The sequence below is a fragment of the Saccharomonospora azurea NA-128 genome, from assembly GCF_000231055.2.
Lineage (GTDB): Bacteria > Actinomycetota > Actinomycetes > Mycobacteriales > Pseudonocardiaceae > Saccharomonospora > Saccharomonospora azurea.
Map to the genome: position 1 here is coordinate 1,371,969 of NZ_CM001466.1, position 15,026 is coordinate 1,386,994.

14 protein-coding genes are annotated in these 15,026 nt (G+C 70.1%); 5 read left to right on the forward strand and 9 right to left on the reverse strand.

Annotation, left to right across the window (positions count from 1 at the left end; all coding sequences use genetic code 11):
- Nucleotides 1-43: 43 nt before the first annotated feature.
- A complete protein-coding gene (gene infC, locus SACAZDRAFT_RS06190) occupies nucleotides 44-622 on the reverse strand; it encodes a translation initiation factor IF-3 (RefSeq protein WP_005448915.1) in 579 nt (192 codons plus the stop codon).
- A 258-nt stretch (nucleotides 623-880) separates the two neighbouring features.
- Between infC and SACAZDRAFT_RS06195 the strand changes: the two genes are divergently transcribed.
- A complete protein-coding gene (locus SACAZDRAFT_RS06195; protein ID WP_005448917.1) occupies nucleotides 881-1,276 on the forward strand; it encodes a DUF1844 domain-containing protein in 396 nt (131 codons plus the stop codon).
- A gap of 12 nt (nucleotides 1,277-1,288) precedes the next feature.
- Here SACAZDRAFT_RS06195 and SACAZDRAFT_RS06200 read toward each other — a convergent pair whose 3' ends face one another.
- From SACAZDRAFT_RS06200 to SACAZDRAFT_RS06210, 3 genes are read right to left on the reverse strand one after another with little or no spacing between them, the layout of a single operon-like run.
- A complete protein-coding gene (locus SACAZDRAFT_RS06200; protein WP_005439744.1) occupies nucleotides 1,289-1,678 on the reverse strand; it encodes a RidA family protein in 390 nt (129 codons plus the stop codon).
- A 59-nt stretch (nucleotides 1,679-1,737) separates the two neighbouring features.
- Nucleotides 1,738-2,460: a response regulator transcription factor gene (locus SACAZDRAFT_RS06205; RefSeq protein WP_005439745.1), complete on the reverse strand. Its 723-nt coding sequence runs from the start codon at nucleotides 2,458-2,460 to the stop codon at nucleotides 1,738-1,740.
- 29 nt (nucleotides 2,461-2,489) lie between these two features.
- Complete coding sequence (locus tag SACAZDRAFT_RS06210) at nucleotides 2,490-4,133, reverse strand: ATP-binding protein (RefSeq protein WP_005439746.1); 1,644 nt, start codon at nucleotides 4,131-4,133, stop codon at nucleotides 2,490-2,492.
- Between the two features lie 173 nt (nucleotides 4,134-4,306).
- Between SACAZDRAFT_RS06210 and SACAZDRAFT_RS06215 the strand changes: the two genes are divergently transcribed.
- Nucleotides 4,307-5,632 carry a cation:dicarboxylate symporter family transporter gene (locus SACAZDRAFT_RS06215; RefSeq protein WP_040927684.1) on the forward strand — a complete coding sequence of 442 codons (1,326 nt, stop codon included), beginning with the start codon at nucleotides 4,307-4,309 and terminating at the stop codon, nucleotides 5,630-5,632.
- A gap of 2 nt (nucleotides 5,633-5,634) precedes the next feature.
- Here the strand turns inward: SACAZDRAFT_RS06215 and SACAZDRAFT_RS06220 are convergent, their stop codons facing one another.
- Genes SACAZDRAFT_RS06220 through SACAZDRAFT_RS06230 form a run of 3 tightly spaced genes read right to left on the reverse strand, consistent with a single transcriptional unit; the run spans nucleotide 5,635 to nucleotide 10,273 of the window.
- The gene (locus SACAZDRAFT_RS06220; protein WP_005439749.1) at nucleotides 5,635-6,111 is read right to left on the reverse strand and encodes an SRPBCC family protein; all 477 of its coding nucleotides are present in this window, start codon (nucleotides 6,109-6,111) and stop codon (nucleotides 5,635-5,637) included.
- 28 nt (nucleotides 6,112-6,139) lie between these two features.
- A complete protein-coding gene (uvrA, locus tag SACAZDRAFT_RS06225; protein ID WP_005439750.1) occupies nucleotides 6,140-8,998 on the reverse strand; it encodes an excinuclease ABC subunit UvrA in 2,859 nt (952 codons plus the stop codon).
- A 57-nt stretch (nucleotides 8,999-9,055) separates the two neighbouring features.
- Nucleotides 9,056-10,273 carry an acyltransferase family protein gene (locus tag SACAZDRAFT_RS06230; RefSeq protein ID WP_005439751.1) on the reverse strand — a complete coding sequence of 406 codons (1,218 nt, stop codon included), beginning with the start codon at nucleotides 10,271-10,273 and terminating at the stop codon, nucleotides 9,056-9,058.
- Nucleotides 10,274-10,373: 100 nt separating this feature from the next.
- On the opposite strand from SACAZDRAFT_RS06230, the gene SACAZDRAFT_RS06235 reads away from it, so the two are divergent.
- Entirely contained in the window at nucleotides 10,374-11,048 is a 675-nt protein-coding gene (locus SACAZDRAFT_RS06235) for an MBL fold metallo-hydrolase (protein ID WP_005439752.1), read from the forward strand.
- Between the two features lie 136 nt (nucleotides 11,049-11,184).
- Here SACAZDRAFT_RS06235 and SACAZDRAFT_RS06240 read toward each other — a convergent pair whose 3' ends face one another.
- Nucleotides 11,185-11,577, reverse strand: a complete 393-nt coding sequence (locus SACAZDRAFT_RS06240) for an NUDIX hydrolase (RefSeq protein ID WP_040927926.1) — start codon at nucleotides 11,575-11,577, stop codon at nucleotides 11,185-11,187.
- 210 nt (nucleotides 11,578-11,787) lie between these two features.
- Between SACAZDRAFT_RS06240 and SACAZDRAFT_RS06245 the strand changes: the two genes are divergently transcribed.
- Together SACAZDRAFT_RS06245 and SACAZDRAFT_RS06250 are read left to right on the forward strand one after the other, a co-directional pair.
- A complete protein-coding gene (locus tag SACAZDRAFT_RS06245; protein ID WP_005439755.1) occupies nucleotides 11,788-12,375 on the forward strand; it encodes a MerR family transcriptional regulator in 588 nt (195 codons plus the stop codon).
- A gap of 30 nt (nucleotides 12,376-12,405) precedes the next feature.
- Complete coding sequence (locus SACAZDRAFT_RS06250) at nucleotides 12,406-13,059, forward strand: RES family NAD+ phosphorylase (protein WP_005439757.1); 654 nt, start codon at nucleotides 12,406-12,408, stop codon at nucleotides 13,057-13,059.
- Here SACAZDRAFT_RS06250 and SACAZDRAFT_RS06255 read toward each other — a convergent pair.
- Entirely contained in the window at nucleotides 13,052-14,995 is a 1,944-nt protein-coding gene (locus SACAZDRAFT_RS06255; RefSeq protein ID WP_005439759.1) for a S9 family peptidase, read from the reverse strand. The two genes, SACAZDRAFT_RS06250 and SACAZDRAFT_RS06255, sit on opposite strands and share 8 nt — an antisense overlap.
- Nucleotides 14,996-15,026: the final 31 nt, after the last annotated feature.

Here is a 15,026-nt window from a genome sequence, read left to right on the forward strand (position 1 = left end):
GAGCGGACTGCCTGCCGCCCGTGGAGAACCGGGCGGCAGCGCGTCACGACTCGTCGCTGTCCGCGTCCTTCGTCGCCTTCGACTTCGCCTTGGCGTTCTTGTGCGGCGCCAGAACCATGATCATGTTGCGGCCGTCCTGCTTCGGCTTCGACTCCACGAAACCCAACTCGGACACGTCGTCTGCGAGACGCTGCAGCAGGCGGAACCCGAGCTCCGGCCTCGACTGCTCACGCCCGCGGAACATGATCGTCACCTTGACCTTGTTGCCCGCCTCGAGGAAGCGGGACACGTGTCCCTTCTTCGTCGCGTAGTCGTGCGGGTCGATCTTGGGACGCAGCTTCTGTTCCTTGATCACGGTGAGCTGCTGGTTACGGCGGGACTCACGGGCCTTCTGAGCACTCTCGTACTTGAACTTGCCGTAGTCCATGAGCTTCGCCACCGGCGGGCGTGCCTGCGGGGCGACCTCCACGAGATCGAGGTCTGCCTCCTGGGCGAGCCTCAGCGCGTCCTCGATACGGACGATGCCGACCTGCTCACCGTTCGGTCCCACGAGGCGAACCTCGGGGACGCGGATGCGCTCGTTGATGCGCGTCTCGGAGCTGATGGGGCCTCCTTGGTCCAAGTGCCGGTCATTCTGCTGTCTCGACCTGGTGCCCACATGCCACAGGCCCCGACACGCGTACCGTGTGCGGGGCCCTCGTTCCGATCAGCGTCCCCAAACGGGACACTTCGCGCGACCGCGTCGAAGCGGCAAAGACAATGCCACTCGCAGTCGCGTGACCGGACCCGGACGCCTGAGACGGCGACTCGGGTGGGAGCGGGGCTCCACTTGCGGCCCCCGATGCCTCGGAGGCTGGTCGCACATGGAATCGTACCAGACGTGCAAGACGACTCTTTCAACGCTTCCGAGCCCGCTCGGGATTCCGCGGGAGCAGCCGACACGCCGGACACCGAGAACGTGCGCGAACTGAGCGCCATTCCCAGCGTGGAGGTGATCAGCCGGGCGGCGGTGATGCTGATGTCCGCGGCCGCGGAACGTCTCGGGCTCGCCGACGAGGACCCCGACTCCAGCCCGCTGCGCGACCTGGACGAGGCGCGACGGCTCATCACGGCGCTGGCCGGTCTGGTGACCGCGTCCGGCGAGTACCTCGGGCTGCACGCCGCTCCGCTGCGCGACGGTCTGCAGTCGTTGCAGAAGGCGTTCCGCGAGGCCTCGGCCGTGCCCGACGCACCGGGTCAGGGACCGGGCGAGAAGTACACCGGGCCGGTGTACTGACCGCCCTCCCGGTCAGTCCAGCACCGCGAGCGCGTCGATCTCCACGAGCAGCCGGCCGGGCAGACCCACGTACACCGTCGTGCGGGCCGGGTACGGCTCGGAGACGAGCTCGTTGTAGGTGGCGTTGAACTCGGCGAAGTGCGCGGTGTCGGTGAGATAGGCCCGCAGCATGACGACGTCGTCGAGATCGGCGCCCGCGGCACGAAGCACGGCGCGCAGGTTGGCGAACACCTGGCGGGTCTGTCCGGCCACACCACCGTCGGCGGGCTCGCCGGTCGCCGGGTCGACACCGACCTGACCCGCCACCTGCAGAATGTTTCCCTTGCGCACGGCCTGCGAGTACGACGCCACCGGGGCCGGCGCCTCCGGCGTGCTGACCGCCTCTTTACGCGAAGTGCTCATCGTGTTCGTCGCACCCTTCCCGTCGCCCGGCCCTGCCGGCCCGTCGACATCTGTGCCGCCTAGGACGCCTCGGGGGAACGCCCGAGCCCGCCGTCGTCGGAGGCCCTGGGTCCGACGGACACGTACCGGACCTCGGGCCTGCCCACCGTCCCGTAGTGCGGGTGCCGGCGGGCGAATCCATGATCGGCGAGGTACTCAAGATAGCGACGGGCCGTGACGCGGGCGACACCGGTGGCCTCCGCGACGGCGGTGGCCGACAGACCTCCCGTCGACTCGGCGAGCACGGCGGTCACCGCGTCGAGCGTCGCCGTGCTCATCCCCTTCGGCGTCGAACCGTGGCCAGGGGTGCGCAGGGTCGCGAGCACACGATCGATGTCCGCCTGCCCACTGGCCTCGCCGGGGCTGGCCACGCGCTCGCGGAACCGGGCGTAGCTGTCGAGCTTGTCCCGCAACGCCGCGAAGGTGAACGGCTTCAGCAGATACTGCACCACGCCCGCGGACACCGCCCCGCGCACGACGGACAGTTCCCGCGCGGACGTCACCGCGATCACGTCGATGGGCGCACCCGTGGCGCGCAACGCCCGGCACACGGCGAGACCGTGGGTGTCGGGCAGATAGAAGTCGAGCAGGACGAGGTCGACTCGGTGCGCCCGGCAGAACCGCACGGCCGCTCCTCCCGAGTGCACGACTCCCGCGACGGTGAAACCCGAGACCCGTTCGACGAACGCGCGATGCGCATCGGCTGCCACGGGGTCGTCCTCGACCACCAGCACACTGATCATCCAGACGCCTCCACCTTCAGCCTAAAGAGTTACTGAGGGTGGCCCGTACTGACGCGGAGAGGAACACGGACGGTGAATACGGCTCCTCCGTCGTCCGCGTTCGAGACGGAGACGGTACCGCCGAGCCTGCGCACGGTCTGGCCGACGAGCGCGAGGCCGAGCCCGCGCCCCGTCTTGCCACCACCCGACTTCGTCGACCATCCCCGGCGGAAGATGCGCGAGCCGACGTCCGGGTCGATGCCCGGACCGCTGTCGGCGACCCGGACCGCGAGCGTCCCGTCGTCGGCCCGCACCGACACCCGCACCGTGGGAGCCCGCTCGGCCGCCGTCTCCACCGCGGCGTCCACGGCGTTGTCGACGAGGTTGCCGAGCACCGTGATGACGTCTCGTGGGTCGATCGTCACGCTCACGTCGTCGAGGATGGTGTCGTCGGTGATGACGAGTTCGACCCCGCGTTCGGCGGCCTCGCTCGACTTGCCCAGCAGCAGGGCCGCCAGCACCGGTTCCGACACCGCGCCGAGCACGCGGTCGGTGAGTTCCTGAGCGGTGCGCAGCTCCGAGGTCGCGAGCGAGACCGCCTGCTCCGTGCGACCGAGTTCGACGAGCGACACCACCGCGTGGAGCCGGTTCGCCGACTCGTGTGCCTGGGCCCGCAGCGACTCGGCGAACCCCCGCACGGTGTCCAACTCCCCCGTCAGGGACTGCAACTCGGTGTGGTCGCGCAACGTCACGACGTTGCCCATCGCCCGACCGCGGGAGCGCACCGGGACCGTGTTCACGAGCAGCACCCGGGTCTCGGTGACGTGGAGTTCGTCCACGACCGCGTCCTCCGCGGTCAAGGTGCGGGTGAGCGCGTCGGCGAGCCCGAGCTCGGACACCTCGACGCCGCGGACGTCACCCGGCAGGTCGAGCAGTTCGGCGGCGGCGTCGTTGTAGAGGCCCACCCGCCCGTCGCGATCGACGAGAACGAGCCCTTCCCGCACCGAGTGCAGGATGGCCTCGTAGTAGTCGAACATGCGGCTCAGATCGTCCGGGGCCACGCCGCGGGTCTGCGCTCGAAGACGATTGCTCACGGCCACGCTGCCGATCGCCCCCACGAAGAGGGCGCCCGCGGCGACCCCGAACACGGGCGGCAGCCTCTGCGCGAGTTCCGTGGAGATCGCCTCCACGGTGATGCCCACGGCCACGAGTGCCGCGACCTCGCCGTCGACGAACACGGGTGCGACCGCACGCACCGACGGACCGAGCGTTCCCGTGTAGGTCTCGGTGACCAGGCGTCCGCGCAGGGCCGGCTCGATGGTGCCGATGAACGGCTCGCCGATGCGGTCGGGATTCGGGTGCGTGTACCGGGTCCGGTCAGGGTTCATGATCGTGACGAAGTCGACGCCGGTGTCGGTGCGGACCTGCTCGGCGAACGGTTGCAACGTCGCGCTGGGGTTCGGCCGCGACACCGCCGTCCGCACGTCGGGAGAGTCGGCGAGGGTGATCGCCACCGACACGACCTCCTCGGTGGCGTTGTCCTCCACGGTGCCCGCGGCGTCGAAGTACGCCAGCGAGGTGCCCCCGATCACCAGCACGCCCACGACGCTGAGCTGCAGGACGAGCAGCTGGCGAGCGACACTCCACCGCCGGTTGCGCGGACCGGGGAGCCGGAAACGGGACGAACGGCGCACCGGTTCATGAGACCACACGTCGCGAGAACGAGTTCGCGACCGAAATGAACACAATCGTGACACGCGGCCGCACGGTTCCCATAGTCGTCACGATTACCCGTCAGTACTTCGAGGAGGCAACGTTGCCTGAACCGTCGCCCACGGACGCACCCGCGCCGCGGCGTCGCGACCGGATGCACTACTTGTACATCGCTGTGATCGCCGCGGTGGTGCTGGGCGTCATCGTGGGCTTCGCCGCGCCCGACGTGGCCACGGAACTCAAGCCCCTGGGCACCGGGTTCGTCGCCCTGATCAAGATGATGATCAGCCCGATCATCTTCTGCACGATCGTGCTCGGCATCGGCTCCGTCGCCAAGGCGGCCAGTGTCGGCAAGGTCGGCCTGCTGGCCGTCGGCTACTTCATGCTCATGTCCACGTTCGCCCTCGGTATCGGGCTTGTGGTCGGCAACGTGCTGCACCCCGGTGAGGGCATGCAGCTCGACCCCGAAGCCGCCGCGGTGGCGCAGGAGAGCGCGGAGGGCGGCGAAGGAACGGTCGACTTCCTCCTCGGCATCATCCCCGAGACGATGGTCTCGGCGTTCACCGAAGGCTCGGTGCTCCAGACCCTGCTCGTGGCGCTGCTCGCCGGGTTCGCGCTGCAGAAGATGGGCCGTACCGGCCAGCCGATCCTGCGGGGCATCGAGCACATCCAGCGCCTGGTGTTCCGGATCCTGGCGATGATCATGTGGGCGGCGCCCGTGGGCGCGTTCGGCGCGATCGCGGCCGTCGTCGGCGAGACCGGCTGGGACGCGCTGCGCAGCCTGGCCGTCATCATGATCGGCTTCTACGTCACCTGCCTGCTGTTCGTCTTCCTCGTGCTCGGTGCCGTGCTGTGGCTGGGCGCGCGGGTCAACATCTTCAGGCTGCTGGGCTACCTCGGCCGCGAGTTCCTGCTGATCGTGTCGACGTCGTCGTCGGAGTCGGCGCTGCCGCGACTGATCGCCAAGATGGAGCACGTCGGGGTCAGCAAGCCGGTCGTGGGCATCACGGTCCCCACGGGCTACTCGTTCAACCTGGACGGCACCGCGATCTACCTGACGATGGCCACCCTGTTCATCGCGACGGCACAGGGCAGCCCGCTCGGTGTGGGCGAGCAGATCTCCCTGCTGGTGTTCATGATCATCGCGTCGAAGGGTGCCGCGGGAGTCAGCGGTGCGGGGATCGCGACGCTCGCGGGTGGACTCCAGTCCCACCGGCCCGAACTCGTCGACGGCGTGGGCTTCATCCTCGGCATCGACCGGTTCATGTCGGAGGCCCGCGCGCTGACCAACTTCGCGGGCAACGCGGTGGCGACCGTTCTCATCGGTTCGTGGACCAAGGAACTCGACCGCGAACGGCTCTCGCGCGTGCTCTCGGGTCAGGAGCCCTTCAACGAGGCGACGCTCGTGGACGACCACGCGGCGGATGCCGGGAAGGACTCCGCCAAGGAGACCGCCGAACCGCAGCCGTCCCACGTCTGAGCTCATCGACACGCGTCTCGCGGGTGGCCGCTCCGGTCGCCCGCGAGACGTCGTGCGAGCCCCCTCCGACCGCGCCGCGTCATCGCCGCGTGGTTGAGCCGCAAGGCCGGGCGGAGCCAGGGCGACAGCACGCGCAGCAGGCGGCTCGCCACCTCGACCTCCTGGTCGAAGTCGACGCGGGTTCCGAGCCCGTCCGGAACCACTTCCGCCCGCAGGACACCGCACAGGTCCCCGCCGATGCGGACCACCAGACGACCGGTTCGCTCGTCCTGCTCCCGTCTCCGCAGCACGAGCGCCAGAGTGAACGGCAGCGTGGACCGCACACGGACGTCGGCCGCGTCCTCGTCGAGGTGCCGCACCGATCGCACGTCGGGCCACCACCGTGGATAGTCGGCGAGATCGGTCAGCGCCGCGAACACGGTCCGCTGATCGGCGGGCAACCACCAGCGCGTGCGGAACCGGTACCGGGTCGTCGACATGGTCCCGGGTTCCCCGCGCTCCGGCGGATCAGACCTCCAGCAACGGCGCGAGGAACTCGCCCGTGTAGCTGCCCTCGGTCGCCGCGATGTCCTCGGGCGTGCCCTCGGCGATGACGGTGCCGCCGCCCGAACCGCCCTCGGGGCCGAGATCGACGACCCAGTCGGAGGTCTTGATGACGTCGAGGTTGTGCTCGATCACGATGACCGTGTTGCCCTTGTCGACCAGCCCGTTGATCACGCCGAGCAGCTTGCGGATGTCCTCGAAGTGCAGCCCGGTGGTCGGCTCGTCGAGGATGTAGACCGTCTTGCCCGTCGAGCGCTTCTGCAGTTCGCTCGCCAGCTTCACGCGCTGCGCCTCACCGCCGGACAGCGTCGGCGCGGGCTGCCCGAGCCGGACGTAACCGAGCCCCACGTCGACCAGCGTCTGCAGGTGCCGGTGGATCGCCTTGATCGGCTCGAAGAACTCGGCGGCCTCCTCGATCGGCATGTCGAGGACCTCGGCCACGGTCTTGCCCTTGTAATGCACCTCGAGCGTCTCGCGGTTGTACCGCGCGCCCTTGCAGACCTCGCAGGGCACGTAGACGTCCGGCAGGAAGTTCATCTCGATCTTGATGGTGCCGTCGCCTGCACAGGCCTCGCACCGCCCGCCCTTGACGTTGAACGAGAACCGGCCGGGCTGGTAACCGCGGACCTTCGCCTCGGTGGTGGCGGCGAAGAGCTTGCGGATGTGGTCCCACACACCGGTGTAGGTCGCCGGGTTCGACCGCGGGGTGCGGCCGATCGGCGACTGGTCGACGCGCACGAGCTTGTCGACGTGGTCGAGCCCCTTGACCCGCTTGTGCCGTCCCGGGACCTGCCTGGCGTTGTTCAGCTTGTTCGCGAGCACCGTCGCCAGGATGTCGTTGACGAGCGTCGACTTGCCGGACCCCGACACACCGGTGACCGCGACGAGGCAGCCGAGCGGGAACGACACGTCGATGTTGCGCAGGTTGTTCTCCCGCGCGCCCACCACCGTCAGCTGCCGCTTCGGGTCGGCGACCCGGCGTTCGGCGGGCACCTCGATGGAACGACGGCCCGCGAGGTAGTCGCCGGTGAGCGACTTCTTGTTCCGCAACAGCTTCTCGTAGGTGCCGCTGTGCACGATGAGTCCGCCGTGCTCGCCCGCACCGGGGCCGATGTCGACGACCCAGTCACTGGCCCGGATCGTGTCCTCGTCGTGCTCGACGACGATCAGCGTGTTGCCGAGGTCCCGCAGCCGCGAGAGCGTGTCGATGAGCCGGTGGTTGTCGCGCTGGTGCAGCCCGATCGACGGCTCGTCGAGGACGTACAGCACGCCCACGAGTCCCGAGCCGATCTGCGTCGCCAGCCGGATGCGCTGCGCCTCGCCACCGGACAACGTGCCGGCCGCGCGGTCGAGGGAGAGGTAGTCGAGGCCGACGTCGAGCAGGAAGTGCAGCCGGGCCTGGATCTCCTTCAGCACCGCACCGGCGATCATCGCCTCGCGCGGGCCGAGCCGGAGCCCGTCCAGGAACTCCGACGCCTCCGCCACCGACAACGCGCACACCTCGGCGATGGAGCGCTCGCCGTACTCCTGGTGTTCGAGCGTGACGGCGAGGATCTCGGGCTTCAGTCGGGTGCCCTGGCACGTGGGGCACGGCACCTCGCGCATGTAGCCCTCGTAGCGCTCCCGCGCCCACTCGGACTCGGTCTGCTCGTGCCGCCGCTCCAGGAACGGGATGACACCCTCGAAGCTCGCGTAGTACGAACGCTGCCGGCCGTAACGGTTGCGGTAGCGCACGTGCACCTGCTCGTCGACGCCGTGCAACACCGCCTTCTGCACCTTGGCGGGCAGCTTCCGCCACGGCGTGTCCATGCGGAACCCGAGTGCGGTCGACAACGACTCCAGCAGTCGCTGGAAGTACTCCGCGCTCTGGCCGCCCGACCACGGCGCGATGGCGCCGTCCGCGAGCGAGAGCTCGTCGTCGGGCACCACCATCTCCGGGTCGACCTCCTTGCGGACGCCGATGCCGGTGCAGTCGGGGCACGCGCCGTAGGGCGCGTTGAACGAGAACGACCGCGGTTCGAGGTCCTCGATCGCGAGCGGGTGCCCGTTGGGGCAGGCCAGGTTCTCCGAGAAGCCCCGCGTGCGGTGCGGGTCGCCCTCCGGGAGGTCGACGAACTCCAGCTCGATGAGGCCGTCGGCCAGGCGCAGCGCGGTCTCGACCGAGTCGGTGAGCCGCTGCTTGGCGCTGGGCTTGACGCTGAGCCGGTCGACGACCACGCCGATGTCGTGCTTCTCCTGCTTCTTCAGCTTGGGCGGATCGGACAGCGGGTACACCGTGCCATCCACCCGGACCCGCGCGAAGCCCTGCTGCTGCAGGTTGGAGAAGAGGTCGACGTATTCGCCCTTGCGACCCCGCACGACCGGCGCGATGACCTGAAACCGTGTTCCCGCCTCCATGTCAAGAACCTGGTCGACGATCTGCTGCGGGGTCTGCTTGCTGATCGGCTCGCCACACTGGGGGCAGTGCGGCTTGCCCGCGCGGGCGTACAGCAGCCGCAGGTAGTCGTAGACCTCCGTGATGGTGCCGACCGTGGAACGCGGGTTGCGCGAGGTGGACTTCTGGTCGATCGACACCGCGGGCGACAGGCCCTCGATGAAGTCCACGTCGGGCTTGTCCATCTGTCCCAGGAACTGCCGCGCGTAGGCCGACAGCGACTCCACGTAGCGTCGCTGGCCCTCTGCGAAGACGGTGTCGAACGCGAGACTCGACTTGCCCGACCCCGACAGCCCCGTGAACACGATCAGGCTGTCTCTGGGCAGGTCGAGGTCGACGCCACGCAGGTTGTGTTCACGGGCGCCACGTACTACGAGGCGATCAGCCACCCGAGATCCCTTCGAGAATGGTGTGTGGAAGACCGAACACACGTCGGCCGCCCCATGCTAGGTCGCACCCCCGACAGAAACGGTCGGCGCGTCGCGGGAGCCGGCGGTGGACGAGCCCACGGTCGGTGTGACCTCCGCGGCACTGCGGGGACGCCGCCGGGTGAGCAGCCGGTGCACCGGCCGTTCGACGAGGACGGTGAGCAGCCAGGCCGCGACGACCACGGCCCCGACCACTATCGACAAGCGTAACCACCATGGCGAGATTCCTGCCTCGCTCAGCGCCCGCGCCAGGATGTAGCCGAGCTGCTGGTGCACGAGGTACAGGCTGTAGCTGATGCCCGCCAGCCACGACACCGGTCGGCGCACCAGGCGCAGTACCGGCACGTCCCAGTCCGGCCCCCGCGCGGCGGCGCACATGGCGACGAGCATGACGGCGAATCCGAGGAGGACGAGCGCCACGGGGGCGCCGCTGCGGAACGCCTGGATGACGAGCGTGGTCACCAGGAGCAGGACGAGGTGCGTCGTCGACAACCGACGCTGCTGCCACAGCCAGATCGCGACCCCGGCGGCGAAGAGGTAGGCACGGTACGCGCCGGTCGCGGTGGGTGCCGTCTCCACGATCACGCTGAGCACCGGCGACACCACGGACACGGCCATGGCGCCCCACAGCAGCACGGGCGCGCCGACCCGGCGATGCAGTTTGTACCGCCACAGCAGAGCGGCGGCGGCGAAGGCGATCACCTGCACCGGCAGGGTCCAGTACGAGCCGTCGATGCGGTGCCACGGGTCGGGATTCCACTCGTGGAGCAGCGTCAGGTGCAGCAGCAGGTCCGTGAGATCCGGAACGTGCCACGCCGGGAGCGCGTCGGGGCCGCGGTCGGCCGGCATGACCGGGTCGGCGAACAGCACACCCAGCAGGCCGTCCTGGTGGGTGCCGCCGTTGAACCGCACCACCACCAGCCGCGCCACCGTGTACACGACCACCACGGCGACCAGGTACGCGGGAAGCAGTCGGGCCAGGCGGTGCCGGAACCATCTGCCCGCGCTGCCGCGCCGGATGGTCGGGCCGATGAAGTACCCCGACAGCACCAGCAGGGTCACCGTGCCGAACTTGATGTTCAGCTCCAGCGGGTAGGCCTCGATGCCCGGAACGACGGCGGCCACACCGGTGAGGTGGCCCAGCATGACGAAGACGATGGCGACGACGCGGATCAGATCCCAGTTCAGGCGACGCGACGAACGTGACGCGGTGCCCGACCCTCCGGCGACGGTCACATGAACCCCCCAGCGTGGACGGCGCGGCCCACCGACCGTAACGACGTCCCGCGACCGGTGGCTGTCGGGGGGTTCACAGCGCATTGACTACCGTAAGACCGTGAACGTCACCGAGGACTACACCGGACACGTCGAACCCGGTGCCGCCGCGCGGCGGGTGCTCGACGCGCTGACCATCACGAAGATGTCGGTCGGCCCCATGGACAACAACGCCTACCTGCTGGTGTGTCGCGCCACCAGTGAGGCCCTGCTCATCGACGCCGCCAACGAGTACGAGCGGCTGTCCGACCTGATCGGTCACGGGCCGGACCGCCCGTCGTTGCGGACGATCGTCACCACCCACCAGCACGCCGATCACTGGCAGGCGCTGGGCGCACTGGCCGGCGCCTACGGAACGGACACCGTGGTGCACCCGCTGGACGCCGACCCGCTGCCCGTTCCGCCGGACATCCTGGTGGAGCACGGCGACACGCTCAGCGTCGGGGAGATCACGCTGGAGGTCATCCACCTCCGCGGGCACACGCCGGGTTCGATCGCTCTGCTCTACCGCGACCCGAAGGGGCATCCGCACCTCTTCACCGGCGACTCCCTGTTCCCGGGCGGTGTCGGCAAGACCACCTCACCGGAGAATTTCGCCTCGCTCATCGACGACGTGGAGCAGCGGATCTTCGCTCAGCTTCCCGACGAGACGTGGTTCTACCCCGGCCACGGCGACGACTCGACGCTGGGTGCCGAGCGCGGCAAGCTCGCGGAATGGCGCGAGCGGGGCTGGTGACGGACGCCATCGACGTCACGGACGTGATCGCCGCCCATCACGAGGCACTCGCCGCATGGCTCTCGGGCGCTGGAGGCGACGACGCCCTCGACCGGCCCTTCGAGGACCGGGGCGCTCACCGCGGGCGCCCCGGTGCTCAGTCGATCTCGCCGCGCTCGGCGAGCATCGCGAGGACCCGGCGTCCGGCGGGCGGACAACGGTGCGCCTCGGACGCCGCGAGCCACGCCAGTTCGGCGATCTCGCGGCCCGGCCGCAACTCGCCCTCGTACCGCGCGGTGTAGGCGGTCATGTGCACCCGGCGCCCGTCGGTGTAGCCGTCCGCGAGTTCGTCCAGCACCGCGAACCGATGGGCACTGCGCGGGTCGAGATCCACTCCGAGCTCCTCGCGGATCTCCCGGCACAGGCACTCGACGTCGCTCTCGCCCTGCTCTCGTTTGCCACCGGGCAGGTAGAACTTCTCCTTGCCGCTCGTCCGCACCGTCAGCAACCGGCGATCCCGAACGAGGACCCAGGACACGCTGTCGATCACATCGCTCACAGCGTCGACGCTAGCCGGAGGCCGAGCGGGTGAACTTCCCCGGGGACAGCGCCGCTGGACAGAGCAACCCGACCCGGGCAAGCTGAGCGCGTCGCTACAATCTGTGTTTAGTGTTGTGCGGTGTGTGTCGAAAACGGTGAACTTGGGTTTAGTCACCGCGCGGAAGCGCACGAACCCGCACATCCGGGTTACGCTAGGCGCATGACGACCATCGCTCTCAAGAACGTTCTGGCCAAGGCGGGGCTCAAGGTGGACCCCTCCGAGTTCTTGGCGCTGGTCGAGGACGCGGCCAAGCGCCTGTCCCCGCCGAGCCCCAACCCCGCGCACTACTTCTCCGCCGAACAACGGGCGGCGCTGCAGGACGTCGGGCTCGACCTCTCGCCCGCCACCGACGACGACCAGGACGCGCGCGCACGGACCGTGGCCGCCCACGCCGTGCTCGCCGACTCCGCCCTCACCGTCGGGGAAGCGGCGTCGCTGCTGGGAGTCGACGACAGCCGCATCCGCCACAGGCTCAAGGAAGGCCGGCTCACCGGCTGGAAGGCGCAGGGCGGCTGGCGTCTGCCCGCGTGGCAGTTCACGCCCAGCGGCGTGCTGCCCGGCCTGGACGTCGTGCTGCGCTCGGTCCCCGAGGACCAGCCCGCTCTGGTCGTCGCCGCGTTCATGAGCACACCGCAGACCGAACTGGTGATCAACGGCAGACCGGCCACTCCGAGACAGTGGCTGCTCGCGGGCGGCGACCCCGAGTACGTGGCCGAGCTGGCCTCCGTCCTCGGCACGCCCGTCTGACCCGGGACCCGGATCGGTTAGTCACAGTTCATGGCAAGACTGCCCCGGCCGCCGTCGCGGGCCGTACTGGTCAACGCGCTCCGCCCTGCCGAAGACATCGTCGCCGTCCACCCCAACACCCGGCTCGTGCGGGTCTACACCGCCCACGGGCGGCACCCGCAGCAGTGGGACACGTTCCGCTACACGGGCCCGCTGCCCCACGGCCGGTTCGACCCGCAGCAGCCGCGGCACGGGGAGATGGTCACCGACCCGCACAACGGGGTGCTGTACTTCGGCCTGTCGGTGCGGACGAGTGTGGCCGAGGTCTACCAGACGACGTCGACCGTCGATCGCAAGACGCGGGGGCCGCACCTCGTGGTCGTCCGCCCCGCACGCACGTTGCGGCTTCTGGACCTGTGTGGCCTGTGGCCGACCCGGGTCGGAGCCTCGCAGGAGATCTCCAGCGGCCCGAAGAAGATCACCCAGGCCTGGGCTCGGGCCATCCGCTCGGCCTACCGAGACCTCGACGGCGTCTGGTACCGCTCGTCGATGGACGCGGGCGAGCCCGCGGTCTGCCTGTGGGACCCGCCCGCCGGAGGCGCGCTGCCCTCCGTGCCCGACGTCCTGCTCCCCCTCGACCACCCGGGACTGGACGTGCCGTTGTCCCGGGTGTGCGAGGAGCTGAACTACGTGCTGGTCAACTGACCGGGAGGTGCCGCTGCCACCAGTCCAGCACCGCGTCGAACCGCTGGATTCGGTGGCGAGGCCGACCGGAGCGCGTCAGTTCGTGCCCCTCACCGGGGAACAGGAGCAGCTCCGTCTCGCACCCGGCCTTCTTGACCGCGACGAACATCCGCTGCGCCTGTTCGAGAGGGCAGCGCCAGTCCTGCTCGGAATGCACGACCGCGAACGGGATGCGGATGCGATCGGCGTAGGTGAGCGGACTGCGTCGGCGCTGCTCCTCCGGGTCGTCGCCCACGTAGGCGCCGGAGAAGTGCCAGCCGATGTCCGAGCTGCCGGTGAACGAGTCCCACGCGTTGACGGCGCGCTCGCTCCACGCGGCGCGGAACCGGTGCCCGTGGTGGGCGGCGAGCCATCCGGTCATGAAACCGCCGTAGGACCCGCCCATCACGCCCACGCGGTCGGCGTCCGCGTCCGGCCTGTCCAGGGCGGCGTCGAGCAGGGCCAGCACGTCGTCGGCGTCCACCGTGCCGAGCGCGCCCACGATCGCGCGGGCGTGCGACTCGCCGTATCCGGCGGAGCCGCGGGGGTTGGGGAGCACGACAAGGTACCCGGCCGAGGCGTAGACCTGGGCTTCGTCGAACAGTCCCCAGTCGTACTGGGCGAACGGGCCGCCGTGCACCACGAGCAGCACGGGATGCGGACCGTCGCCCTCCGGCTTCACGACCCAACCGTGCACGGGGTAGCCGTCGGGCGCCGTGGCGGTGACTTCCTCGACCGGCCTGATCCCGGCCTCCCGGAGCGGGGCGGAGAAGTCCGTGAGCGTGCGGCTGGAGCCGGGTTCGAGGAGTACGACCTCACCCAGGTCGGCCGGCCCGGCCTGCACGACCGCGATCCGGTCACCGTCGACGGCGAAGGACCGCACGGCGGCCCGTTCCCCCGCCACGAGCGGCAGGGTGTCCAACGTGGCGTCGGCCGCGTCGCGGGCAACGCCGCGCAACTCGACGGCTCCGCGATGGCGGACGGCCACCAGCACGTCGTCGTCACGGGGAACCGGCGGCCCGGCGGAGGCGTCGCAGCCGACCGTCTCGGCGTCGGTGAGGCGGCGCGGGGTCGTCGGCTCCTGCAGCGAGGTCGCCCAGAGGCCGGTGTTGCGGGCGACGGCGTGCAGACCGTCGAACTCGGTGCCGTAGAAGTAGACCGTGCCGTCGGAGGCGATCACGGGCGCGGTCGCGCCGCCCGGGCAGCGCACGAGGAGTTCCGGCCCGTCGCCGTCCTCGATGGGGATCAGGTAGAGGTCGTCGTGCAGCGTCTCCTGCGCGTCCCAGTCCCGGGGCGCGACGACGAGCACGCCGGTGGAGTCCGGAATCCACGCCGGGTCGCTGACACTCGCCGTGGCGTCGGTCAGGGGCGCGAGGTCGTCCGTGCCCAGGGGCCCGTCGGCCTCCACGTCGACGACGAAGAGCCGTCGCGGCCGGTCGCGCGTGAAGCCCTCGCCGTCGAGGCGGTAGTCGAAGCGGGTGATCCGGCGCGGGCGTTCGGCCTCGGGGCGAGGCGCGTTCTCGCCGTCGGCGGCCGTGCCGTAGCGGCCCTGTTCCGGAACGCGCGCGGTGAAGGCGATGCGGCGGGAGTCCGGGGCCCACACCGGCGCTCCGGCGCCCAGCGGAAGATCGGTGAGCCGGCGCGATTCACCGCCGTCCGCGGGCATCACGTGCAGTTGCGGGGAGTCCGAGCCGGTCGCGCGCAGGAACGCCACCCACCGACCGTCCGGGGAGATCGAGGGGGCGCTGTCCCGCTCACCGTGGGTCCACGGCGCGGCCCCGCCCGGCCCGACGCGGACGAGGGAGCTGCGGTAGGTGTCGGTGCCCGGATCGGGGCGAGCCACCGCGGTCAGCAGCAGCTCGCCCCGCAACGTCGGACGACCAGGAACGGCCATGCGGTCGAGATCTGTGGGACGCATGGACCGACACTCTAATCCAACTCGTTAGCGA

Coding starts and splice junctions, on each gene's coding strand:
- SACAZDRAFT_RS06200 (WP_005439744.1), bottom strand. CDS start 1,678: ATGAGCACTTCGCGTAAAGAGGCGGTCAGCACGCCGGAGGCGCCGGCC.
- SACAZDRAFT_RS06205 (WP_005439745.1), bottom strand. CDS start 2,460: ATGATCAGTGTGCTGGTGGTCGAGGACGACCCCGTGGCAGCCGATGCG.
- SACAZDRAFT_RS06215 (WP_040927684.1), top strand. CDS start 4,307: ATGCACTACTTGTACATCGCTGTGATCGCCGCGGTGGTGCTGGGCGTC.
- SACAZDRAFT_RS06220 (WP_005439749.1), bottom strand. CDS start 6,111: ATGTCGACGACCCGGTACCGGTTCCGCACGCGCTGGTGGTTGCCCGCC.
- SACAZDRAFT_RS06245 (WP_005439755.1), top strand. CDS start 11,788: ATGACGACCATCGCTCTCAAGAACGTTCTGGCCAAGGCGGGGCTCAAG.
- SACAZDRAFT_RS06250 (WP_005439757.1), top strand. CDS start 12,406: ATGGCAAGACTGCCCCGGCCGCCGTCGCGGGCCGTACTGGTCAACGCG.
- SACAZDRAFT_RS06255 (WP_005439759.1), bottom strand. CDS start 14,995: ATGCGTCCCACAGATCTCGACCGCATGGCCGTTCCTGGTCGTCCGACG.